The sequence below is a fragment of the Duganella flavida genome (assembly GCF_009857445.1).
In the GTDB taxonomy this organism is placed as follows: Bacteria; Pseudomonadota; Gammaproteobacteria; order Burkholderiales; family Burkholderiaceae_D; genus Rugamonas; species Rugamonas flavida.
In genome coordinates this window covers 76,715-98,359 of record NZ_WWCN01000014.1, presented here as the reverse complement: position 1 = coordinate 98,359, position 21,645 = coordinate 76,715, and the positions used below count along the sequence as shown (strand labels likewise).

The following is a 21,645-nucleotide window of genomic DNA, read 5'->3' as shown; positions in this document are numbered from 1 at the left end:
ACCGGCCGAAGCCGGTTTTTTTCTCAAGCTGATATTACTTCGAAGCAGCAGGAGCCGAAGCAGCTGGTGCTGGAGCAGCAGCGTCCGAAGCTGCTGGAGCAGCAGCGGCTGGAGCAGCAGCGTCAGCAGCTGGAGCTGGTGCTGGAGCAGCAGCTGGAGCAGCGGCTTCTGGAGCAGCTACTGGAGCTGGAGCAGCAGGAGCTTCTTCTTTTTTCGAGCAAGCAGCCAGAGCAACAGCCAGCAGGGAGGCGATCAGCAGGGATTTTTTCATGGGTTTTCCTTAGTTAATTCAAAATTAAACACATTGTTGCGATTAATAATTACCGGTAATTATCGCTCATTAGGTCGTCCTCGAAGGCTTTCGTACCTGAAAAGGTGCCTACTAGACAACGGAAACTTCCTAGCCGAATATTATAGCGATTTTTAGTGCATCGCAATAGTTCAACAAGCCTAACGTACAAGTATTTTGCGATGTCGCAACATTTCGTTTACGTCTCGACTTACGCTATGTTCCCGCTAATTACCAGTGATCGCATCGAACCTCAGCATTTTACCCAAAACCGGCTCAGATTCCAGTTGAGTTTGCATACAATCCGGCTCCAGATTCTATCCAAATTGTAAGGAAACGTTCCAAACTGGTTTGCAGCTCGGCCGGGCCGTTAAAAACAGCTTCGCCACGGAAATGATCGGCATGAAAACGGCGCACGATATCGCGCTGGTCGGCGATGCAGAAGGAGTCGGTCAGCTGGCGCAATTGCGCATTGGTGCGGCGAACTTCGACCAGGTGGCTGTAGTCTTTCAGCAGGCGCAGGAAGCGCGGCGCGTCGCGCTCGACGTGGCGGCCATCATGCGCCACCAGCTGCAGGCGGCCACCGCCTTGCAGGAAGCGCCGCAGCTGGGCGTCGGTGGCGCTGCTGCCCAGTTCCCAGATGGTGTAATCGGGATCGAACATCTGCAGCGTGTGCTCGGCGCGCGAGAGGCAACTGGCCAGGTGCTGCTGAAATTCCGCCCGCGTGGTGAAGGGAATAACCAGTTTGTCCATATTGCCTCCGGACTCATTTATCTCAAAAAATCAGCCGAGCTCGACCCAGCCGTCCTGGTACCAGGTGTATAGCGCTTCCAGCACGTCGTCCGAGGCGCTGGCGAACTCGTCGCCTTCGAGGCGGCGGTTGTTGGCCAGCAGCTCCAGCGTAGCCTTGTCGGCCTTGTTGACACCAAAGGATTCGCCGTTGATGAAGACGTTCTTGCCACGGTATAGCATCTGCGTCTTGGCCGATAGCGACAGGCCTTTCTTCATCACCGCATCGCCGAACTTGCCGACGGTGAGCGGCTTGGCCGGGCCGGTGAAGAACACATTGTGCTTAGGCTCGGACATGTACTCGCCGAAGAAGATGGTGATGTCTTCTTCGGTGAAGCGGACCTTGTTCAATTCCTCGGTCAGCGCGGTCAGCATCTGGCGTGGAATCTCGGCCGGCTTGCTGGTCGGCTCCAGCTCAGGATCGGCGTAGCGGCCCGGCAGGTCGATGGAATCGGCCATGAACTGCAGGAAGTTCTCGCCCAGCTCCTGGTAAGAAGGCGAGCGGAAACCGATCGAATAAGTCTGGCAATCGCCGATGGCCATGCCGTCATGCGCGTAGTGCGGCGGCAGGTACAGCATGTCGCCGGGATTGAGCACGAATTCTTCTTCGGCCTGGAAGTTGGCCAAAATCTTCAGCGGCAGGCCTTCCACCAGCGACAGGTCTTTCTGCGCGCTGATTTTCCAGCGGCGCTGGCCTTGCGCCTGCAGCAGGAATACGTCGTAGGAATCGAAGTGCGGACCGACGCCGCCGCCATCGGTGGCAAAGCTGACCATCAGGTCGTCGAGGCGGGCATCGGGGATGAAGCGGAACTGGCGCAGCAGCGCGTCGGCCTTGGCGTCGAACAGATTCACGCCTTGTACCAGCAGGGTCCATTCCTTCTTGTCGCGTGCCGGCAGGCTTTCCAGTGGGCCTTGTTGCAGCGACCATTCGCCGTCAAAACCGGTGACCAGGCGCGACTCGGTATGGTTGGTGGCGGCCAGCTTGGCCAGCGCGTCCACGGTCAGCAGCGGCTTGAAGCCTGGGATGGCGTTGCGGATCAGGAGCGGCTTTTTATGCCAGTAGTCGCGCATGAACTGCGCAGGCGTGATATCGCCGAGGAGAGGTAATTTTTTCATACGCCATTATAACCAGTCCGCCGCAAGGCCTGTCCGCGATCCAAGGTATAATCCGGGGTTAATTATGAAAGGATGCACAACATGAAGATTGCCAAGAACACGGTCGTGACTGTGAATTACAAACTGTCCGATGCACAGGACAATCTGATCGAAGACGGCCGTCAACCTATGGTCTACCTGCACGGTGGCTACGAGAACACCCTGCCAAAAATCGAAGAAGAACTGGATGGCAAAGAGGTGGGCTACTCGTCGATCCTCCAGATCGAACCGGAAGATGCGTTCGGCGATTACGACGCTTCGCTGGTGAAGGTAGAAGAGCGCAAGCGCCTGCCGGAACCGCTGGAAGTAGGCATGCAGTTCGAAGGCATGCCGGACGGCGACGCTGGCGAAGAAGAGGCCATGATCTTCACCGTGACCGACATCGCTGACGACAAAGTTGTTTTGGATGGTAACCACCCACTGGCCGGCATGGCCCTGCGCTTCTCGCTGGAAGTAGTGGATGTGCGTGAAGCGAGCGACGAAGAAATCGCCCACGGCCACGTGCACGGCGCCCACGGCCATCACCACGATGACGAAGATGACGAAGGTGAAGACGGCGATCACGTCGCCATCCACCCGATTCACTAAGTTTTACTGCGGCGCTTCGGCGCTGCCGCCCTTGATAGAGAAGAGGGCGGCGGCGCCGGGCGTCACACGCACTTCGGCCCAATCAGCGGTCATGTGCAGATGCCCCACATTGTCGCGCCATTGAATGGCCGCCGCATCTCCCCCAGCCGCTGCGCCGCGTTGTGCGTCGATCAGCAGCACCTTCCCCTTGTACTTTTCTGCCAGCGTGCGAATTTTTTTGCGCACTTCGGCAAAGCCATCCTGCTTGGTGCGGAAGCTCGGTAGCAGCGAGAAGCCTTCTTCCGCCGTCACGCCGGGATCGCCGTCCGAGAACAGCACGATGCCGTGCATCTTCTGCCGCTCCGCCAGCGTGAACAGGCGATGCAGCCATGCGCGATTGGCGACCAGGCGGTCTTCAAACTCGCTGTTGCGGCCTGCCTCGGCGCGGAAGTGGTTGTTGTTGGCAGGGAGGTTGATGGTTGCGAACAGCACCTTGTTGTATTCCCAGTGCGCGTTCTCCGCGTAGCTGCGGAACTTGGCGCTGGAGGACAGGCGCGTGAGCGCCAGATGGCGCGTACCCAGCGATTCGCCGTCCACATAAAACAGCTCGCGCAAGCGGTTCAGGCGTTCGATGGCGCTGGAGCGGCCGGCGGAGTTGATGCATGCACTCCAGTCGCTGCCGGCCAGCGAGACGATCATCGGCTGCGCAGATTCATTGAGCACTGCGTGACGCTGGGCGTAAAGCTTGTCGCTACAAGGTTCGCTGGCTGCCTTGATGCCGGTGGCGACCACGAAAGCGGAATCGGCTTGCGACGCCTCGGCAATCGCGCGCTTGAGCGCTGCTTCATCGCGGCCTTGTTGAAGCGGATGACCGATGACAGAGAACTGGAATTCCCGCGCCGGCAGCGGCGCTGCCGCATGCGCCGTTACCGTTGTCGCGGCGAGGGCGATGCACAGCAGGCGGCGCGCGGCGCGCATCATGCCTGTGCCGATTCCGTCAGGCGTTTCAGCTGATACAGGCGGTCCAGCGCTTCGCGCGGCGTCAGCGCATCCGGATCCAGGTCGTCGAGCGCATCGAGCAGCTCGCGCATGGCGGGACTGGTGCTAGCTGCTGGCGCTTCGATCTCTTCATCATTGGCGTCGACCGACGGCGCGGCAAACAAATCCAGCTGCGGCGTGGCGTCCAGCGCCTGCGCTTCAAGGCGTGCCAGGTGCTTGCGCGCGGCCTTGATCACCGGCTGCGGTACACCGGCCAGTTGCGCCACTTGCAGACCATAGCTCTGCGACGCTGGGCCGTCCTGCACCGCGTGCAGGAACACGATGGTGTCCTTATGTTCCACCGCCGACAGGTGCACATTGCTGGCCGTAGGATGATTGTCCGGCAGCTGCGTCAGTTCGAAGTAGTGGGTCGCGAACAGCGAGAAGCTGCGGCTGGTCTCAATCAGATGGCGCGCAATCGCCCACGCCAGCGCCAGGCCGTCGAAGGTCGACGTGCCACGGCCGATTTCGTCCATCAGCACCAGCGAGTGTTCGGTGGCGCCGTTCAGGATCGCTGCAGCTTCGGTCATCTCCACCATGAAGGTCGAGCGGCCGCCTGCCAGATCGTCGGTGGCGCCGATGCGGGTAAAGATGCGGTCGATCGGACCGATGACAGCACTTTGTGCTGGCACGTAGCTGCCCATGTAGGCCAGCAGCGTAATCAAAGCCACCTGGCGCATGAAGGTCGATTTACCGCCCATGTTAGGACCGGTAATCAGCAGCAGGCGGCGTTCGTCGACGAAGCGGCAATCGTTGGCGATGAAGCGCTCGATCTGGTTCTCCACCACCGGGTGGCGGCCTTCCTTGATGTTGATGCACGGCGTCGCCACCAGCTCCGGCGCGCACCAGTTGTGGCGCAGCGCGTGGTCGGTGAGGGCGGTCAGCGTGTCCAGCTGCGCCAGCGCCTTGGCGATCAATTGCAGTGTACCGATGAACGGTGCGAGGTCGCCCAGCAGCTGCTCGTACAGCATCTTCTCGCGGGCGAGGGCGCGGTCTTGTGCCGACAGCGCCTTGTCTTCAAACGCCTTCAGTTCCGGCGTGATGTAACGCTCGCAGTTCTTCAGCGTCTGGCGGCGGCGGTAATCGTCCGGCACTTTGGTAGCCTGGCCGTTGGTGACTTCGATGTAGAAACCGTGCACCTTGTTATACTCGACGCGCAGATTGGTAATGCCGGTGCGGGCGCGTTCGCGGGTCTCCAGATCGACCAGGTACTGGCCAGCGTTTTCCGACAGGCCGCGCAGCTCGTCCAGTTCCGCATCGAAGCCGCGTGCGATCACGCCGCCGTCGCGTACCATCACCGAAGGTTCAGGCAGTACTGCGCGTTGCAGCAGATCGAGGCAGCCTTCCGGCGTGGCGAGATCGGCGTGGATGCCGGCCAGCAGACCATGTGCATCGGTCAGCGTACGCTGCATGCCGTGACGCAGCGCTGGCAGTTGCTGCAGACCGTCACGCAGGCTGGCGAGGTCGCGAGGGCGCGCCGACAGCAGTGCGATACGCGTAGTGATACGTTCGATATCCGGCACCTGCGCCAGCGTGTGGGATAGGCTACCGGTGGCATCGGCCTGCGCCAGCGCGGCGATAGCTTCGTGACGCGAGCGTGCCGTGTTCTGGTCGCGGCGCGCGTGGTGCAACCAGTGGCGCAGTAAGCGCGAGCCCATCGCCGTGCGGCAGTGGTCCAGCAGCGAGAACAGCGTCGGCGATTCCTGGCCGCGTATGGTCTCGGTCAGTTCGAGATTGCGACGGGTAGCGGCATCGAGACCGATGAATTCATTTTCCGTTTCAGTGGTCAGCGTGCGCACGTGCTGCAGGCCGCGGCCTTGCGTCGACTGTGCGTAGCGCAGCAGCGCACCGGCCGCGCCAAACGCAGCGCCCAAACCATCGGCGCCGAAACCGGTCAGCGTGGAGACAGCCAGTTGATCCAGCAGCGCTTTGTGGCCGCTGACCACATCGAAGTGCCATTCAGGGACGTGATTGACGTGGCAGGCCGTGTACTCTTCAAACAGCTCGCCGTTGTCGCCGCGCAGGATCTCGGCTGGCGATATGCGTTCCAGTTCTTGCTGGATGCGCGAGTTGACCGTGTGCGCATCGCCCGAGAACTCCATCAAGCGCAGCGCGCCGCTGGCCAGCGACAGCCACGCCAGACCGGCAGTGGCCACCTTGCGCTGGCTGATGATGCACAGCGCGAGCAATGGACGTTCCGATTTTTCCGGCAGCAGGTCGGCATCCGTCAGCGTGCCTGGCGTGACCACGCGCATCACCTTGCGTTCGACCGGGCCTTTGCTGGTGGCGGGATCGCCGATTTGTTCGCAGATCGCGCAGGACTCGCCGATCTTCACCAGTTTGGCGAGATAGCCTTCCAGCGAATGGAATGGCACGCCGCACATCTTGATTGGTTGACCGCCCGAGGTACCGCGTGCCGTCAGCGTAATGCCGAGAATGCGCGCCGCCTTTTCTGCGTCCTCATGGAACAGCTCATAGAAATCGCCCATGCGGTAAAAGACCAGCATGTCCGGGTGCTGGCTTTTGATGCCCATGTATTGCTGCATCATCGGGGTGAGCTTTTCGGTGGGGCTGTTCTTGACGGCTGCGGCGTTGATTTCGTTCGGGACGGTGGTCATTGGATCTGATAAAAGTGGTGCATTAATTAACCTGATATTTTACCGCTTTCGGCCGTCACACTGAATAATTCGCAGTTTTATTTGCTCAGTCCTGCCCGAAGGGTTGCCCTGTCATGGACCATGGTGGTGCATGTTCGCATCAAATTGGTGATATTTCGTAGCACAGGTTGGTGACAACTGGCGTAAGCGATTGTTGACAATCATATTGCATGGTTGGCACAGTTGTTGCTGGACTGGTGTCATGCCTAAGCCGAAACTCATTGCTGTTCCCAAGGACGATCCGCCTGAAGACCGGATGTATCTCGAAATCTATGATGCGATCATGGAGCATCGCCTGCCGGCCGGCACCAAGCTGACGGAGGAGGGCCTGGGCGAGATCTACGGCCTCGCGCGCCACAGCGTGCGCCGCGTGCTGGCCAAGCTGGCCGCCGATGGCCTGGTCGATATCGAACGCAACCGCGGTGCCTACATCGCCAGCCCCAGCGACGAGGAAGCCAACGAAATGTTCGAGCTGCGCCAGGCGCTGGAAGCGCTGGTCATGCACAAGCTCATCGACAAAACCCGCAAGTCCGATTTCGCCGCCTTGCGCGAGCTGGTCGCCCGCGAGCGCGACGCCTATATGCGCGGCGACCGCCCGCAGTGGATACGCCTGTCCGCCGAATTCCATATCGAACTGGCCAGGCTGGCCGGCAATGCGCTGGTGGTGCAGGCATTGAGACGCCTGGTCTCGCGCACCACCTTGCTGATCTCCGCCACCAATCCGGGCGCGCAGCAGCCATGCTCGTTTGATGAACATGCCGCCGTGCTTGATGCGCTCGAGAAGAAGAATCACGCCAAGGCCCACGAGGAAATGATGCATCACCTCGGCCAGTGCGCCTGCCGCCTGCTGGACCGTCCGTCACACCGCTTCGACCTGCGCGTCGCGCTGGGAAAAATCTAACCACCACACTGAGGATGCAAATGAAGAAAATCACAGCAACGATCAGTCTCGCCTTGTGCATGCTGGCTTTGCCTGCGCTGGCGCAGGAGAAAATCAAGTTTCAGCTCGACTGGCGTTTCGAAGGCCCATCGGCCTTCTTCCTGGTCGCCAAAAGCAAGGGCTACTTCGCCGAGGAGAAGTTGGACGTGACCATCGATGCCGGCAGTGGCTCGGCCAACGCGGTCAACCGCGTGGCTTCCGGCACCTACGATATGGGCTTTGCCGACATGGCCGCGCTGATGGAATTCAGCGCCAACAATCCGACCGCGCCAAGCAAACCGCTGGCCGTGATGATGGTCTACAACGACACACCGGCTGCCATCCTGGCGCTGAAAAAATCCGGCATCAAGACGCCGGCCGACCTGATCTGCAAGAAGCTGGGCTCCCCGGTGTTTGATGCCGGCCGCCGCGCTTATCCGGTGTTCGCCAAGGCTAACAAGCTGGATCCGGCCAAGTCGCCTTTCACCAGCATGGACCCGCCGCTGCGCGAAACCATGCTGCTGCGCGGCGATGTGGATGCCATCACCGGCTTCACCTTCACCTCGCTGCTGAACCTGAACGCGCGTGGCGTCAAGGATGAGGACGTGGTGATGCTGCAGTACCCGAACTACGGCGTCAAACTGTACGGCAACGCCATCATCGTCTCCGACGCTTTCGCCAAGCAGAAGCCAGAAGTCGTGAAAGCCTTCCTGCGCGCCTTCGCCAAGGCTGCCAAGGATGTGATGGCCAATCCGGAAGCCGCCGTCAAGGCAATCAAGGAGCGCGATGGCCTGATCGATGAAAAGCTGGAGCTGCGCCGCCTGAAGATGGCGATTGCCGACGCCGTTGCCACGCCGAATGCGCGCGCTGAAGGTTTCGGTCAGGTGTCGCCGTCGCGCCTGGCGCTGATGGCCTCGCAAGTGTCCGATGCCTACGCCACCAAGAACCGCGTCGATCCTAAAGTGGTTTGGAATGATTCCTACCTGCCATCCAAAGCCGAGCTGACCGTTTTCCCTAAGTGACAACTAAGTGACAACTAAGTGACCCATGTCTGAATTATTCGTCGATTTCCAAAATGTCTTCCTCGCCTACAAGGACAACGAGTTCGCGGTGGAAGACATCACGCTGCAAACGCGGCCCGGTGAGTTCATCGCCATCGTCGGCCCGTCCGGCTGCGGCAAGTCCACCTTCATGAAACTGGCCACCGGCCTCAAGCCGCCGACCAAGGGCAGCGTGACCATCGCCGGCCAGCCGGTGACCGGTCCGCTGAAGTTCGTCGGCATGGCGTTCCAGGCGCCGACCTTGCTGCCGTGGCGCACCACGCTGGAGAATGTGCTGCTGCCGCTGGAGATCGTCGAACCGTATCGCAGCAACTTCAAGCGCGAGCGCGAGCAGTACGTGCAGCGCGCGCTGAAGCTGCTCAAGACCGTGGGTTTGGATGGCTATGCTGACAAATATCCATGGCAGCTGTCAGGTGGCATGCAGCAGCGCGCATCGATTTGCCGTGCGCTGATCCACGAGCCCAAGATGCTGCTGCTGGACGAACCGTTCGGCGCGCTCGATGCGTTCACGCGCGAAGAGCTGTGGTGCGTGCTGCGTGACTTGTGGACCGAACGCCAGTTCAACGTCATCCTGGTGACGCACGATCTGCGCGAGGCCGCCTTCCTGGCCGATACCATCTACGTGATGAGCAAGCGGCCTGGCCGCATCGTCGCGCGCAAGGAAAATCCGCTGGCGCAGCCGCGCGAGCTGGAAGTGACCTACACCGAACCGTTCAACGAACTGGTGCACGAATTACGCGGGCATATCGGCCGCGTGCGCAGCAGCTGATCGCCTCACAGGAAAGAGCATGAATAACAAAGCCGTCAAAACCTTTGCGCCGTGGGCGCTGCTGATTGCGATCGTGATCGTGTGGCAGCTGATTTGCAGCGTGTTTTCCGTTTCCGAATTTATCTTCCCGAGTCCGTATGCGATTGTGCAGTCGCTGGTGGAATACGCCGGGCCGATTGCCGAACATGCGTGGCGTACCTATTGGGTCACGATGGTGGGCTTTGCGATTGCCGTGGTGGTGGGCCTGGCGCTGGGCTTCCTGATCGGCTCTTCGCCGCTACTGTATGCGGCCGCCTATCCGCTGATGACGGCGTTTAACGCGCTGCCCAAAGCGGCGTTTGTGCCGGTGCTGGTGGTGTGGTTCGGCATCGGCGTGGGGCCGGCGATCCTGACGGCCTTCCTGATTTCCTTCTTCCCCATCATGGTCAACATCGCCACCGGGCTGGCGACGCTGGAGCCGGAGCTGGAAGACGTGTTGCGTGTGCTGGGCGCGCGCCGGATGGATGTGCTGCTGAAGATTGGCCTGCCGCGCTCCATGCCGTACTTCTTCGCCTCGCTGAAAGTGGCGATCACACTGGCTTTTGTCGGCTCGACCGTGTCGGAAATGAGTGCCGCTAACGAGGGCATTGGCTACCTGCTGGTATCAGCCGGTTCGTCGATGAAAATGCCGCTGGCCTTCGCCGGCCTGATGGTGATCGGCGCCATGGCCATGGCCATGTACGAACTATTCGCCATTGTCGAAAAACGCACCACCGCCTGGGCCCACCGCGGCAACGCTTGAAGGCGGGTATATCGAAAGGGCATGGGTTGACCTGTTTTCCTCATGCCTACCCACCCCGGCTTTCGGCTAGGATGGCGGCATGAAAAAAATATTGATGGCGCTGATGGTGGCACTTGCCTTGCCCGCCGGCGCGGAGACGTTTGTTAAAGGCGCGGATGTCGGCTGGCTGCCGCAAATGGAAGCCACTGGCTATAAATTCCTCAACCAGCAGGGCAAACAGCAAGACCTGCTGCAGATCCTCAAGGACCACGGCATTAACACGGTGCGCTTGCGCACGTGGGTGCATCCGTCCGACGACAAGGCCAGCGGCCACAATAGCAAGGACGAAACCGTCGCCATGGCGGTGCGCGCGCAGAAGATGGGCATGCGCGTGATGATCAATTTTCATTACAGCGACAGCTGGGCTGATCCGCAACAGCAGCGCAAGCCCGCCGCATGGATCGGTCACGACTTCGCGCAACTGCAAAAAGACGTCTACGCCCACACCTATGACGTGATGAGCGCGCTGAAGAAGGCCGGCGTTACGCCGGAGTGGGTACAGGTCGGCAACGAAACGCGCACCGGCATGATTTACCCGGAAGGCCACACCGACAACTGGCCGCAACTGGCGCAACTGATTAACCAAGGCTACGATGCAGTCAAGGCCGTCAGCCCGACGTCCAAAGTCGTGCTGCATCTGGATCGCGGCCAGGACAACGCCTGGTTCCGTACCTGGTTCGATAACGCCAAAGCCAACGGCGCCCGGTATGACGTTATCGGCGTCTCCTACTACCCTTACTGGCTAGACGGCCGCCCTGACTACACCCAGTCCATCGACGCTCTCGGCGACAACCTGAACGACATGGCCGCACGCTATGGCAAGGAAGTGATGGTGGTGGAAGTCGGCGGCGAGGACTCGAAACCGCAAAACACTTACGACATGTTGCGTGCCGTGCAGCGCAAGGTGCAGGCGGTGCCGGAGCATAAAGGACTGGGCGTCATTTACTGGGAACCGCAGGGCGCCCGCAGTTGGAGCCACTACGAGTTGAGCGCGTGGGGTGAAGACGGCCGTCCGACCAAGGCCATGGATGCATTCTTAGATTCCTTATAAAGAAAATTATTTATCTTCGTTTTCAGTGATTGGCCATTTGTATATACTTTTTAGTATCGGCTAAAAAACAATCACAGAAGGAGCGGGATGAATAAGCATTTGATGGCGCTGGCGATTGCTGGCGTATTCGTAGCGGCGCAAGCGCAGGACAGCACCTCGGACAAGATCGAAAAAGTGGAAGTGACCGCGACCCGCACCGGCGCGGTCGACGTGCAGCAAGTGCCGGCCGCGATCACGGTCATCAAGCCGGATAACCTGACTAAATACGGCCAGGGCTCCCTGAGCGATATTGCCAATCTGGTTCCCGCCATCTCGCTGCAAGAGCAGGGCCCTGGCGTCAACAACATCACGATCCGCGGCCTGGTGGTGCGCGGCATTGTGCCGTCCGAAGTGCAGGATGCATCGCTGGTGGCGGTGTACATCGACGAACTGCCCGTGACCCTGAAGTCCGGCAATCCCGATCTGAAAGTGCTGGACCTGGAACGTATCGAAGTGCTGCAAGGCCCGCAAGGCACGCTGTACGGCGCGGGCGCCATGGCCGGCACCGTGCGCCAGATTACCAAGAAGCCGGAGTTCAACGATTTCTTTGGCGCGGTGGAAGCAGTCGGCTCGCAGACTTCCAAATTCGGCGGCACCAACTACAACCTGCGCGGCACCGTCAACGTGCCGGTCAAGGATAATGTCCTGGCGCTGCGTTTGACGGGCTACAGTGGTAACGATTCCGGTTACGTCCTCAATCAAGCCAACGGCAAGACCGACAACGCCACTTCGACCAACCAGGGCCGCGTCGCCGCACGCCTGCGTGCTACGCCGGACTTGCTGATCGACGCCAGCATCACTGCTTCCAACGTCAAGGGTGGCATCAACGACGCCTACTCGCAACTGGCGCCGTACACCACCACCTCGTTGATCCAGCAAGCCAGCAAGGACAGCCTGCAGCTGTATAACCTGACGCTGAACTACGATGCTGGCGTAGCGAACCTGGTCTCGTCCAGCTCCTACCTGCATCGCGACACGCTGTACATCAACTCCGGTCAGTACAAGGCTACTGCCTTCATCTTCGGCAGCCAGCCGCCGTTGATCGCTTCGTCCTACGTGATCGGCAACGCTATCACCAACTTCGCGCAGGAGTTCCGCCTGCAGTCGAAAGAGGGTGGCCCGCTGAAGTGGACCGCCGGTGCCTTCTACACCCAAGGTAAACGCGATCTGCGCCAGGACCAGCCTACGCCCGGCTTCGATGCGCGCTTTGCCGCAGCGAAGAACTTCCCCGGCTATAACTCGCACCTGAACGACAACGCCTTCACGGCGGATGACTACTTCTCGGGAACGCAGAACATCGACTCGAAAGAAGCCGCGCTGTTTGCTGAAGCTACCTACACCGTGTGGGATAAGCTGGACCTGACCGCCGGCCTGCGCCTGTTCCGTGGCACGCAGGACTTCGACCTGAAGTTCAGCGGCTTGTTTGGTAACCTGTTCAACTCTACGCCGGCCAAACCGCAGAGCAGCATCCCGGAGACCAGCAACTCCAGCGAGACTTCCAAGGGCGCCAACCCGCGCTTCGCTGCTGCTTACCGACTCGATACCGATCACACGCTGTACGCATCGGTGGGCAAGGGCTTCCGCTATGGTGGTAACAATCAGCCGGTGCCATTCGATTTCTGCGGCCAGAATGCGCCGTCGACCTTTGAACCGGACAGCCTGTGGAACTTCGAAGCCGGTTCCAAGAACACGCTGTTTGATCGCCGCGTGACCTTCAACGCCAGCGCTTACCTGATCAAGTGGAAGGATGTACAAGTCTTCAACAAGCTGCCTTGCACCTACTACTTCACGCAGAACGCCGGCAAGATCCGCAGCGAAGGTGTGGAACTGGAGAGCTTCTTCAAAATCTCGCGCCAGGCGTCGGTGGGTGTGAGTGCAACCTTCAACCACGCTTACGCTGCCGAGAAAGTGGTGACCGGTATCGCCGCGCAGAATATTCCGGAAGATGCACGCGTGCCGTACTCGCCTAGGGTTGCTGCAACCGTGGTCGCCAACTACAGCATTCCGTTGGCAGGTGCTGAGGAGATTGCGCTGTCGGCCAACTATGCTTACCGTGGCGAGTCGTTCACCAACTTCGCGGCATCGCAGGGCAGCTACTCGCGTATTCCATCGTCGAACACCGTGAACGCCACCGCAATCTACAAAACCGGCCTGTATGAATTCGGCCTGTTCGGCACCAACCTGACCAACGGCGCCAAGATCAGCGATGTCACCACCAACACCATCGCAATCCAGCCGGGCGACAATCTGTACATGATTCGTCCTCGTACGGTGGGTGTGCGTGTGAAGGCACGTTTCTGATGAAAACCTGGGCGACAGCTGCGCTGCTGCTGTTGCCTGCGTCGGTGATGGCGGCCACGGAAGGCGCCATCACCGTCGGCTCGAAGATCGACACCGAGGGTGCTTTGCTGTGCCCTTTGGTGTCGTTGGCGTTGAAAGCGCATGGCATCAAGGTGGTGGAGAAGTGCGGCACCGGCGCCACGCAGGTGGTGCGCAAGGCCCTGCTGGCCGGGGAGATCGACGTCTATCCCGAGTACACCGGCAATGCACCTTACCTGATCAAGAACGTGCGCTTTGAACCAGGCACCTTCCGCGATCCTGCCCGTGGCTACGCGGCCGGTGCGGCGGCGGACCTGGCGCAGAACCGCATCGTTTGGCTCAAGCCTGCGCCGGCCAATGTCACGTATGGATTTGCGATTCCCGCCAAGTTGTCGGCAGCGGCGGGGATTACCTCGCTGCCGCAGTTGGCTACTTACATCAATGCAGGAAAGCCGTTCAAGGTGGTAGTCAGCCAGGAGTTTGTTGACCGTGCCGATGGCTTGAAGGCTTTCGAACATGCGTATGGTTTCAAGCTGACGCCATCGCAGCTGATTATCCTCCCTGGCGGTAACACTGCGCAGACCGAATCGGCCGCCGCACGTGGCACCAGCGGCGCCAATGCGGCCATGTCGTACAGCACTGATGGACAGCTGGCAGCCATGGGCCTCGTGGGCCTCAACGACACCGGCGCTGCCGCCGACATTTACCAGCCCTTGCTGACGATACGCAGCGAGACGCTGAAAAAATATCCGTCTGTTCCGGCCATTGTTGAGCCGATTTTCGCCACGCTGGATACGGCCACGCTATCGCGCCTGAACGCCCGCATCGTGGTGGGCGGTGAGCCGGGAACCAAGGTGGCGGAAAAATACCTGCGCGAGAAAGGATTCCTCAAATGAGCGCCGTATTTCCATTGCCGGTCGCGGGGCGTCCCAATGCCATCGCGCTATTTGCTGTGCTGATTGGTTTGCTGTCCTTGCAGTGGCCCTTGGTATCGCTGCACGCCAACCGCGTTGCGCCGGATGGCGATGAGTTGACCGTATTCGCCCTGGGTGGCCACTGGGCTGCATTGGCGGCTGGTGGCTGGCTGTTGCTGGCATTGGCCGTGGGTCTGGCGCGGGGCCGCTTGCGCGCACCTGCGTTGGCGCTGTCGCTGGCGTGGGCTGCGTCGGCTGGCTATGCGGCGTTGACGTGGGGCGCGGCAGCGCATCTGGGCACGCAGGAGTGGGCGCGCTTTGCCATTGCCGGCGGTGCCTGGGGCACGCTGGCGGCGGTGTACATCGGCGCCTTCGCCTTGTATGCCGAAGCGCCGCGCTGGCTGGCGTTGCCTTTGGCGGCGCTGGCGTTGTTGGCGTGGATCGCACCGTATCAGCATCTGGGCGTGGTGATGGAGTACCAGATGGCTGCCGATATTTTCCACGAAGAGCTGGTGCAGCACTTGCTGCTGGTGGCGGCTGCGCTGCCGCCGGCCATGATTTTTGGCGCTGGCATCGGCTTGCTGGCAGTACGCAAGAAGGCGTTTGAGAGTGTGCTGCTGGGCTTTACCGGCCTGCTGCAAACCATTCCGTCGATTGCGTTGTTTGGATTGCTGCTGCCGGTGCTGGGACTGGGCGCCAAACCGGCGATTCTTGCGATGGTGCTGTATGGCTTGTGGCCCGTGGTGGTGAACACACATACCGGATTGACTTCTGTGCCATCGGCCATGCTGGACGCAGCGCGCGGCGTGGGAATGAGCGCGTGGCAGAAGTTCTGGCATGTTGAGTTGCCGCTGGCGGCGCCGTTCTTTGTTGAAGGCGTGCGTGGTGCGATGCTGATGCTGATTGGCCTTGCGACGGTGGCGGTGCTGGTGAATGCAGGAGGCCTTGGCTACTTCCTGTTGCGCGGTACGGAGCAGGCGGTGCCAGACCTGGTGTTACTGGGATCTTTGCCAGTGGTGGTGCTGGCGTTCAGCGCCGATGCGGTCATGCGTTTGCTGGCGTGGAGTTTGAAGAGGGGACAGCATGATTAATTTGCGTGGCATCGAAAAACATTATGGCAGCGTGACGGCGCTGAATCAGGTCAATCTCGATATCGCACGTGGCGAGTTGGTGGTGCTGATCGGACCATCGGGCTGCGGCAAGTCGACTTTGCTGCGCACGGTGAATCGCATGACGGAGCCGAGTGCCGGCCAGATCATCATTGATGGCCTCAATGTGCTGGAGAGCGATCCAGTGTTGCTGCGTCGTTCGATTGGCTATGTGATCCAGAACGTGGGCCTGTTCCCGCACATGACGGTGCGCGAGAACGTGGCGGTGGTGCCGCAGCTACTGGGGTGGGACAAGGCCAAGCGCCTGCGCCGCGCGGATGAGATGCTGGAGCTGGTGCGGCTCGATCCGCACAAGTTTGGCGCGCGCTATCCAGGGCAATTGTCGGGTGGGCAGCAGCAGCGGGTGGGCATTGCGCGCGCGCTGGCGGCGGATCCAGCGCTGTTGCTGATGGATGAACCATTCAGCGCGGTCGATCCGATCACGCGTGAACAGTTACAGGAGGAGCTGTTGCGCATCCAGCGTGATGTACGCAAGACGATTTTATTTGTCACGCATGATATCGATGAGGCGATCCGCCTGGCCGACAAGATATGCCTGCTGCGCGATGGCGCGGTGGTGCAGTACGGCGATCCGGATACCTTGTTGCGCCAGCCGGCGGACGCGTTTGTGGCGCAGTTCTTTGGCCAGGAGCCGGCCTTGCGCCGTTTGGCGCGCTACAGTGTGGCGGACTTCGCGCGCAGGGATGCGGTTAGTGTCGCCGCCGCAGTCGCTGCGCTGTCGGCAGGCGCAGCCAGCGTACCGCTGCACACCGGCGCCCGCACTGCGTTGAGCAGGCTGCTGGGCGGCCAGCAGCAGCTGGCAGTGACCGATGAAGCAGGCCACGTAGTCGGACAAGTAACGCTGGCCGATCTGAGGCTGGGCGGCACGGCATCTACGGCCGGTGCCGCACGAGCAGCCGTCGCTGCTGCAGCGCAGGCGGCCACATACGCAGGCGATGCTGCGTCGAGCGGCCGGGCGTTGGCGGCATGACGCGGGCGCGGATTGAGGCGTCGCTGGCGCTGCTTTGCTGGCCGGCGTTGTGGTGGATCTACAGCCGCGAGGACTGGTGGCGCGCGCTGCTTGCACCGCTGGCCGGCCCGGATCAGCCGGTGCTTTATGAACGTATCTCGCTGCTGGAAGCGGCGCAGAGCCACGTGCTGATTGTGCTGGCCGCGATGGCCGGCGTGATTGCGCTTGGCGTGCCGCTGGCCATCCTGGCGACGCGCACCGCCGGCAAGCCTTTGCTGCCGCTGATCGCCAACACCGCGACCATCGGCCAGACGCTGCCACCGGTGGCGGTGCTGTTTCTCGCTACACCGATCGTCGGTTTCGGCCCGCAGGCGATGATGGTGGCGTTGTTTACCTACGGTCTGATGCCAACGGTGCAGGCTACGCTCACGGGCTGGCGTGAAATCGACGCCGACGTGCGCCGCGCCGCCGAGGGCATCGGCATGGGGCAGTGGCGGCAATTGTTCACCGTGGAGTTGCCGCTGGCGCTACCCGGTATGCTGGCCGGCGTGCGTACCAGCCTGATTCTGTCGGTGGCGACGGCATCGCTGGCGCCGATCACCGGCGGTGTTAGTCTTGGCACGCCGATCGTCTCCGGGCTGGCGGTGGACAATGAATCGCAAGTGACGGAAGGCGCGCTGGCCGTGGCCTTGCTGGCACTGTGCAGCGACTACAGCATGCGCGTCCTCCAGCGCAAACTGACCCCGTGGCGCGCTTGGTAACGCTCGACCAGCGTGTTCCGGATTGGCGCGATGTGGCGCCGGTTGCCAAGGGCGCCCCGCTGGCGCTGGGCGCGGCGTATCGTTGATCGCGTGGTGGCGGACGGTGTGCGAGCTTACGGCATTAACACCGGCCTCGGTGCGCCGCTGGACGACGTGTACGGCGAAGACCGCATCCTGGCGCCTGATATCGCAGCCGTTACCGCCATCATCCAGGCTGACGCCAGCATCTACCGCATCGAAGAAAAATCAGGCATCACGCTGCGATAAGTCAAAAGCAAACCCCAAGAACCGAATGGCAATAGGTCCCGTCAGCGCACGCGCACCACGCGCTCGGCGCCGACGGGATTGACGGCATAGCCATTGCGGCCGGCCGCCTTCACGCCGTACAGGGCCTGGTCGGCAGCGCGCATCACTTCTTCTGCCGTGGCTGTGGCGTTGATGGTGACGGCGATGCCGACGCTGGTCTGCACCTCGCGCAACTGCGTGCCGAGACTGAACGGCGCGCGCATGGCGGCGAGGATCTTCTCGCCCAGTACATCCATCTCATTGGCAGATGACAGCTGCTCGAACACGATCACAAATTCATCGCCCGCCAATCGGGCCACCGTGTCGGTAGTGCGCACCGCGCCTGTCAGGCGGCGCGCGAATTCGACCAGCACCTGGTCGCCGGCCGGATGGCCCAGCGTATCGTTGATCGCCTTGAAGTGATCGATATCGAGTATCGCCAAGCCCACCGGCTGCCCCGAGCGCGCGGCGCGCGCCAGCGCCTGCGGCAGGAAGCTGTCGAACATGCGCCGGTTATTCAAGCCGGTCAGCACGTCGGTGGTGGCCAGCCGGTGCAGCTCCACCTCGGCCTGTTCGCGCCGCTGTGACAAGGCATAGAAGGCGCGGCTCAGATGGCCAAATTCATCCTTGCGTGCGACGTCGAATACATTGATGTGGGCGCGGCCAGCGCTGATGTCTTCCACATGCCGATGCAGCCGGCGCAAAGGCCGTAACAGGTCTTTGGTGATGGCCCAGCCGAACAGGCCGGCCACGCAGGTCAGGATTGCCGCCCCCAGCAACGCGCGCAGGCGCACGTTCAGCATGGAGGAGAAAGCGCTACGCACCGGATACGACAGGCCTATGGTCCAATCGGCCTCGCGCAAGTGCTTGTGCACCAGCAGCACCGGCACGCCGTCGTCGAGGATGCCGTCTTCCCAGCCTTCAGGGCTGCGCAGGGCCGCTTCCACCAGCGTGCCGGGCTGGTCGTCGCTTTTTTCGAGGATGCGGTTTTTGTCCGGGTGGTGCACCGTCACGCCGCCGTCGGTGACGATGAACAGGTAGCCGTCGGCGCCGGCGCGCAAGGCGTCCAGCTGGGCCGAGAACGAGGGCCGCAGCAAATCGATCGCACCGAGCAGGATGCCGACCAGCTTGCCATCGTTGTCGCGCAGCGGCTGCGTCAGCACCACCACCGGCTGGCCAGACAGGGTGCTTTTGAACGGTGCGGAAATCACGCCTTCCTGCAGCCGTATCGTGTCCTGGAAATACTTGCGCTCGGCGATGTTGACCCACTTGGCGCGACGGTCGTGCAGGCTGGCGACCAGGTTGCCATCGAGGTCGAAGGCGTTGACGTTGAAGAAAGCTTCGCGCAATGACTCGTGGTTTTCCAGCAGGCCCTGCACTTGCCCCAGCGCGACGCCGTGCACCGCGATTTCTTCGGTCAGGGATTTGAGCAGCTGGCGCTTGTTTTGCAGGTCGTTGTCGATGAAGACGGCGGCGCCGTTCAACAGGGAGAGCTCCAGCCGGGCGATGACTTGCCGCAGTTCCGATTCCGCAATCAGCAGCGAGATGCCGCCGGAGCCTATGCCGGCAAACAACACCAACGCAATCACCAGCGTGGTGATCTTGAATTTGAAGCTGAAAAAGATGCTGGAAACCGGCCGCATGGATGTCTCCTCACCCGCAGCTCTTGGGAGATCCAGTATAGCGCAGTTGCTGTGATAAGCAGATTCGTGCACAGCAATCGTGCTTTCGCACCCTCGCTTTTGCTAGTTGCGGAAAATCGAGAGAGATGTTGTTGTTTTGTACACCATTAAAACATCACAACAATGCGGTCAGCACCTTCGGCGCCCACTTGCGGCGAAACAGGATGATGGTACTGGTGGCGCCGAGCAGGAGGAAGATGAAGATGGCTTGCATCGGCAGTTCATAGCTGCCGCGCGCGATCAGCCGATCCGCGGCCCATTCAGCCAGCGCCGCCAGCCCGGTGGCAACAAACATCTTCTGCCACGAATGGTTCACGATGATCCAGGCCCCGATCGGCGCCCCCAGAAGAAGGCCGCATTCAGCCAGCCGCGCTCGACGCTGTTCAAGCCGAATTCACGTACAAAGCCCTGGTCGGCCAGCGCCGACGACAGGCTGGTACGGTCGATAAAGGAAATCATCAGGCCCAGTGACAGCAGCACCACGATCAACCATGGGCGTTCCGCCGCTGGTTGTTTTGTCTCCATTGCTTTGCTTTCTATAGTCGGACTGCTTAGCATAGGCGAATGTGCCACGCCAGTCTCTAGACAAAAAGCATTTTTACTGGGATTTTCGAAATTACTGCGTTAAGCTGGGCATGCCGTATCACAATAACACCGGGAGACTTCATGTTTGCAAACCTGACTATCCGTACCCGGCTGATCGCCACCATGGCGCTGCTGGGAGTCCTCATCATCTTCATCGGCGCGCGCGGCTTGCTGGCGCTGAGTAATTCCAACGACGTGCTACGCGACGTGTACTCCAATTCGATGGTCTCGATGAAGGCCATCTACGAAGCCCAGATCCAGATTGACCGCGCCCGCCTGTCGCTCGACCGCGTGGCTCTGAGCCCGGATGCGGCCAATGTGCAGGAAACGTTGAAACGCGCGCAGGATTTCATCGACGGGAATGAGAAGTTCTGGAAGAGCTACCTGGCCCTGCCGTTTGGCGACGGCGAGAAGGCGCTGGCCGACCAGGTCGAGACGGCGCGCCAGGCCCTGCTCAAGGACGGCCTGCAAGCGGCCATCAAGGCGCTCAACAACAAGGACAAGACGGAGAGCGACCGACTGATGCTGAGCGAAGTCACGCGCCTGTTCCGGATCTACACGGAGGCATCGGAAAAACTTTCGACCTACCAGCTGAGCTCGACCGCAGAGCAGTATGAGCAAAGCCAGTCTGCTTACCAGCGCAGTATGACCTTGGCGATTGTCACCATCGTCATCGGTATCGTGCTGGCCGCTATCTCCGGCTGGCTGCTGTTGCGGGCGGTGATGGAGCCGCTGGACCAGGCGCGCTCGCATTTCCATGCGATGGCCAACGGTAACCTTGCCAACAACATCGAACTGGGCCGCAAGGATGAGATGGGCGAGATGATGGAAGGCTTGCAGCAGATGCAGGAACGCCTGGCCGGCACGGTGCGCAGCGTGCGCGAGGGCAGCGACGCCATCGCCACCGCCAGCAGCGAGATCGCGGCCGGTAACCTCGACCTGTCGCGCCGCACTGAGCAGCAGGCCGCCAACCTGGAGGAGACGGCATCGTCGCTGGAAGAGCTGACCTCGACCGTGAAACAGAACTCGGACAACGCCCGGCAAGCCAATGCGCTGGCGGTGTCAGCGTCCGATATTGCGGTCAAGGGCGGCGAGCTGGTGACGCGCGTGATCGATACCATGGGCTCGATCACCCAATCATCCGACAAGATTGCCGACATTATCGGGGTGATTGATGGCATTGCGTTCCAGACCAATATCCTGGCGCTGAATGCGGCGGTGGAAGCGGCGCGTGCCGGCGAGCAGGGCCGCGGCTTTGCGGTGGTGGCGACCGAGGTGCGTAACCTGGCGCAGCGCTCAGCTGCTGCGGCCAAGGACATTAAGGCGCTGATTACGGATTCGGTGGAGAAGGTCGGCAGCGGCAGTGCGCTGGTCAACGAGGCCGGAGCGACGATGGAAGAGATCGTCACCAGCGTGCGGCGTGTGACCGACATCATCAGCGAGATCAGCTCCGCCGGACGCGAGCAGGAAATCGGCATCGAGCAGATCAACACGGCGGTGGCGGAGATGGACAACGTCACGCAGCAGAATGCGGCGCTGGTGGAGCAGGCGGCGGCAGCGTCGCAGGCGATGCAGGAGCAGGCCGTCAAGCTGGCCGAGATGGTGGCGGTGTTCCAGATTGCTGGTGGTAGTGCGGCGCTGCGGGCGCCGGCCCGTGCACCGCTCGCAGCAGCGCCGGCAGCGCAGCCGGCCTTGAAGCTGGCCGCGAAACCAGCCGCCCGGCCGGCGGCGAAACCCGCAGCACGTGCCGCTGCCAAGCCAGCCGCCGCGCGGCCAACGCCCAAGGCGGCGGCTGACCGCAACGACGAGTGGGAAGAGTTCTGACCC

At 61.3% G+C, this 21,645-nt stretch carries 21 protein-coding genes; 13 read left to right on the top strand and 8 right to left on the bottom strand.

Annotated features, from left to right (window positions below):
• Positions 1-34: 34 nt before the first annotated feature.
• From GTP46_RS29925 to GTP46_RS21080, 3 genes are all read right to left on the bottom strand, one after another.
• Entirely contained in the window at positions 35-271 is a 237-nt protein-coding gene (locus GTP46_RS29925) for a hypothetical protein (protein ID WP_161008590.1), read from the bottom strand.
• Between the two features lie 294 nt (positions 272-565).
• Positions 566-1,042 (bottom strand): DUF7931 domain-containing protein, encoded by a 477-nt coding sequence (locus tag GTP46_RS21085; RefSeq protein ID WP_161008589.1) that lies wholly within the window; start codon positions 1,040-1,042, stop codon positions 566-568.
• Between the two features lie 30 nt (positions 1,043-1,072).
• A complete protein-coding gene (locus GTP46_RS21080; RefSeq protein WP_161008588.1) occupies positions 1,073-2,194 on the bottom strand; it encodes a cupin domain-containing protein in 1,122 nt (373 codons plus the stop codon).
• Positions 2,195-2,275: 81 nt separating this feature from the next.
• Here GTP46_RS21080 and GTP46_RS21075 point away from each other — a divergent pair, with 81 nt between their 5' ends.
• On the top strand, positions 2,276-2,821 hold the full coding sequence (locus tag GTP46_RS21075) for an FKBP-type peptidyl-prolyl cis-trans isomerase (RefSeq protein WP_161008587.1): 546 nt from the start codon (positions 2,276-2,278) through the stop codon (positions 2,819-2,821).
• Positions 2,822-2,824: 3 nt separating this feature from the next.
• Here GTP46_RS21075 and GTP46_RS21070 read toward each other — a convergent pair whose 3' ends face one another.
• Both GTP46_RS21070 and mutS read right to left on the bottom strand, forming a co-directional pair.
• The gene (locus tag GTP46_RS21070; protein WP_161008586.1) at positions 2,825-3,781 is read right to left on the bottom strand and encodes a hypothetical protein; all 957 of its coding nucleotides are present in this window, start codon (positions 3,779-3,781) and stop codon (positions 2,825-2,827) included.
• On the bottom strand, positions 3,778-6,456 hold the full coding sequence (gene mutS / locus GTP46_RS21065; protein ID WP_161008585.1) for a DNA mismatch repair protein MutS: 2,679 nt from the start codon (positions 6,454-6,456) through the stop codon (positions 3,778-3,780). Before mutS ends, GTP46_RS21070 begins: the two co-directional genes overlap by 4 nt.
• 241 nt (positions 6,457-6,697) lie before the next feature.
• Here mutS and GTP46_RS21060 point away from each other — a divergent pair, with 241 nt between their 5' ends.
• The 11 genes from GTP46_RS21060 to GTP46_RS30395 all read left to right on the top strand — a co-directional run bounded on the left by GTP46_RS21060 (position 6,698) and on the right by GTP46_RS30395 (position 17,533).
• The gene (locus GTP46_RS21060) at positions 6,698-7,396 is read left to right on the top strand and encodes a GntR family transcriptional regulator (RefSeq protein ID WP_161008584.1); all 699 of its coding nucleotides are present in this window, start codon (positions 6,698-6,700) and stop codon (positions 7,394-7,396) included.
• Between the two features lie 20 nt (positions 7,397-7,416).
• Complete coding sequence (locus tag GTP46_RS21055) at positions 7,417-8,436, top strand: ABC transporter substrate-binding protein (protein WP_371869716.1); 1,020 nt, start codon at positions 7,417-7,419, stop codon at positions 8,434-8,436.
• A 25-nt stretch (positions 8,437-8,461) separates the two neighbouring features.
• Positions 8,462-9,244 carry an ABC transporter ATP-binding protein gene (locus GTP46_RS21050; RefSeq protein ID WP_161008582.1) on the top strand — a complete coding sequence of 261 codons (783 nt, stop codon included), beginning with the start codon at positions 8,462-8,464 and terminating at the stop codon, positions 9,242-9,244.
• A 19-nt stretch (positions 9,245-9,263) separates the two neighbouring features.
• Positions 9,264-10,025, top strand: a complete 762-nt coding sequence (locus GTP46_RS21045; RefSeq protein WP_161008581.1) for an ABC transporter permease — start codon at positions 9,264-9,266, stop codon at positions 10,023-10,025.
• A gap of 79 nt (positions 10,026-10,104) precedes the next feature.
• The gene (locus GTP46_RS21040) at positions 10,105-11,115 is read left to right on the top strand and encodes a glycoside hydrolase family 53 protein (RefSeq protein ID WP_161008580.1); all 1,011 of its coding nucleotides are present in this window, start codon (positions 10,105-10,107) and stop codon (positions 11,113-11,115) included.
• Positions 11,116-11,202: 87 nt separating this feature from the next.
• Positions 11,203-13,455 (top strand): TonB-dependent receptor, encoded by a 2,253-nt coding sequence (locus GTP46_RS21035; RefSeq protein ID WP_161008579.1) that lies wholly within the window; start codon positions 11,203-11,205, stop codon positions 13,453-13,455.
• Entirely contained in the window at positions 13,455-14,369 is a 915-nt protein-coding gene (locus GTP46_RS21030; protein WP_161008578.1) for a glycine betaine ABC transporter substrate-binding protein, read from the top strand. The genes GTP46_RS21035 and GTP46_RS21030 overlap by 1 nt, the downstream gene beginning before the upstream one ends.
• On the top strand, positions 14,366-15,478 hold the full coding sequence (locus tag GTP46_RS21025) for an ABC transporter permease (protein ID WP_161008577.1): 1,113 nt from the start codon (positions 14,366-14,368) through the stop codon (positions 15,476-15,478). Before GTP46_RS21030 ends, GTP46_RS21025 begins: the two co-directional genes overlap by 4 nt.
• Positions 15,471-16,526 (top strand): ABC transporter ATP-binding protein, encoded by a 1,056-nt coding sequence (locus GTP46_RS21020; protein ID WP_161008576.1) that lies wholly within the window; start codon positions 15,471-15,473, stop codon positions 16,524-16,526. Before GTP46_RS21025 ends, GTP46_RS21020 begins: the two co-directional genes overlap by 8 nt.
• Positions 16,523-17,266: an ABC transporter permease gene (locus tag GTP46_RS21015; RefSeq protein WP_161008575.1), complete on the top strand. Its 744-nt coding sequence runs from the start codon at positions 16,523-16,525 to the stop codon at positions 17,264-17,266. Before GTP46_RS21020 ends, GTP46_RS21015 begins: the two co-directional genes overlap by 4 nt.
• 30 nt (positions 17,267-17,296) lie before the next feature.
• On the top strand, positions 17,297-17,533 hold the full coding sequence (locus GTP46_RS30395; RefSeq protein ID WP_229259042.1) for a hypothetical protein: 237 nt from the start codon (positions 17,297-17,299) through the stop codon (positions 17,531-17,533).
• A 41-nt stretch (positions 17,534-17,574) separates the two neighbouring features.
• Here GTP46_RS30395 and GTP46_RS21010 read toward each other — a convergent pair whose 3' ends face one another.
• From GTP46_RS21010 to GTP46_RS21005, 3 genes are all read right to left on the bottom strand, one after another.
• Entirely contained in the window at positions 17,575-19,194 is a 1,620-nt protein-coding gene (locus tag GTP46_RS21010) for a sensor domain-containing diguanylate cyclase (RefSeq protein WP_161008574.1), read from the bottom strand.
• Between the two features lie 154 nt (positions 19,195-19,348).
• Positions 19,349-19,549: a hypothetical protein gene (locus GTP46_RS29520; protein ID WP_202414391.1), complete on the bottom strand. Its 201-nt coding sequence runs from the start codon at positions 19,547-19,549 to the stop codon at positions 19,349-19,351.
• A complete protein-coding gene (locus tag GTP46_RS21005) occupies positions 19,546-19,758 on the bottom strand; it encodes an MFS transporter (protein WP_161008573.1) in 213 nt (70 codons plus the stop codon). The genes GTP46_RS29520 and GTP46_RS21005 overlap by 4 nt, the downstream gene beginning before the upstream one ends.
• A gap of 141 nt (positions 19,759-19,899) precedes the next feature.
• Between GTP46_RS21005 and GTP46_RS21000 the strand changes: the two genes are divergently transcribed.
• The gene (locus GTP46_RS21000; RefSeq protein ID WP_161008572.1) at positions 19,900-21,642 is read left to right on the top strand and encodes a methyl-accepting chemotaxis protein; all 1,743 of its coding nucleotides are present in this window, start codon (positions 19,900-19,902) and stop codon (positions 21,640-21,642) included.
• The last annotated feature ends 3 nt before the right edge of the window (positions 21,643-21,645 follow it).

Coding starts and splice junctions, on each gene's coding strand:
- mutS (WP_161008585.1), bottom strand. CDS start 6,456: ATGACCACCGTCCCGAACGAAATCAACGCCGCAGCCGTCAAGAACAGC.
- GTP46_RS21030 (WP_161008578.1), top strand. CDS start 13,455: ATGAAAACCTGGGCGACAGCTGCGCTGCTGCTGTTGCCTGCGTCGGTG.
- GTP46_RS21080 (WP_161008588.1), bottom strand. CDS start 2,194: ATGAAAAAATTACCTCTCCTCGGCGATATCACGCCTGCGCAGTTCATG.
- GTP46_RS21005 (WP_161008573.1), bottom strand. CDS start 19,758: ATGGAGACAAAACAACCAGCGGCGGAACGCCCATGGTTGATCGTGGTG.
- GTP46_RS30395 (WP_229259042.1), top strand. CDS start 17,297: ATGTGGCGCCGGTTGCCAAGGGCGCCCCGCTGGCGCTGGGCGCGGCGT.
- GTP46_RS21050 (WP_161008582.1), top strand. CDS start 8,462: ATGTCTGAATTATTCGTCGATTTCCAAAATGTCTTCCTCGCCTACAAG.
- GTP46_RS21035 (WP_161008579.1), top strand. CDS start 11,203: ATGAATAAGCATTTGATGGCGCTGGCGATTGCTGGCGTATTCGTAGCG.
- GTP46_RS21070 (WP_161008586.1), bottom strand. CDS start 3,781: ATGATGCGCGCCGCGCGCCGCCTGCTGTGCATCGCCCTCGCCGCGACA.
- GTP46_RS21010 (WP_161008574.1), bottom strand. CDS start 19,194: ATGCGGCCGGTTTCCAGCATCTTTTTCAGCTTCAAATTCAAGATCACC.
- GTP46_RS21040 (WP_161008580.1), top strand. CDS start 10,105: ATGAAAAAAATATTGATGGCGCTGATGGTGGCACTTGCCTTGCCCGCC.
- GTP46_RS21045 (WP_161008581.1), top strand. CDS start 9,264: ATGAATAACAAAGCCGTCAAAACCTTTGCGCCGTGGGCGCTGCTGATT.
- GTP46_RS21025 (WP_161008577.1), top strand. CDS start 14,366: ATGAGCGCCGTATTTCCATTGCCGGTCGCGGGGCGTCCCAATGCCATC.
- GTP46_RS29925 (WP_161008590.1), bottom strand. CDS start 271: ATGAAAAAATCCCTGCTGATCGCCTCCCTGCTGGCTGTTGCTCTGGCT.
- GTP46_RS21075 (WP_161008587.1), top strand. CDS start 2,276: ATGAAGATTGCCAAGAACACGGTCGTGACTGTGAATTACAAACTGTCC.
- GTP46_RS21060 (WP_161008584.1), top strand. CDS start 6,698: ATGCCTAAGCCGAAACTCATTGCTGTTCCCAAGGACGATCCGCCTGAA.
- GTP46_RS21000 (WP_161008572.1), top strand. CDS start 19,900: ATGTTTGCAAACCTGACTATCCGTACCCGGCTGATCGCCACCATGGCG.
- GTP46_RS21055 (WP_371869716.1), top strand. CDS start 7,417: ATGAAGAAAATCACAGCAACGATCAGTCTCGCCTTGTGCATGCTGGCT.
- GTP46_RS21085 (WP_161008589.1), bottom strand. CDS start 1,042: ATGGACAAACTGGTTATTCCCTTCACCACGCGGGCGGAATTTCAGCAG.
- GTP46_RS21020 (WP_161008576.1), top strand. CDS start 15,471: ATGATTAATTTGCGTGGCATCGAAAAACATTATGGCAGCGTGACGGCG.
- GTP46_RS21015 (WP_161008575.1), top strand. CDS start 16,523: ATGACGCGGGCGCGGATTGAGGCGTCGCTGGCGCTGCTTTGCTGGCCG.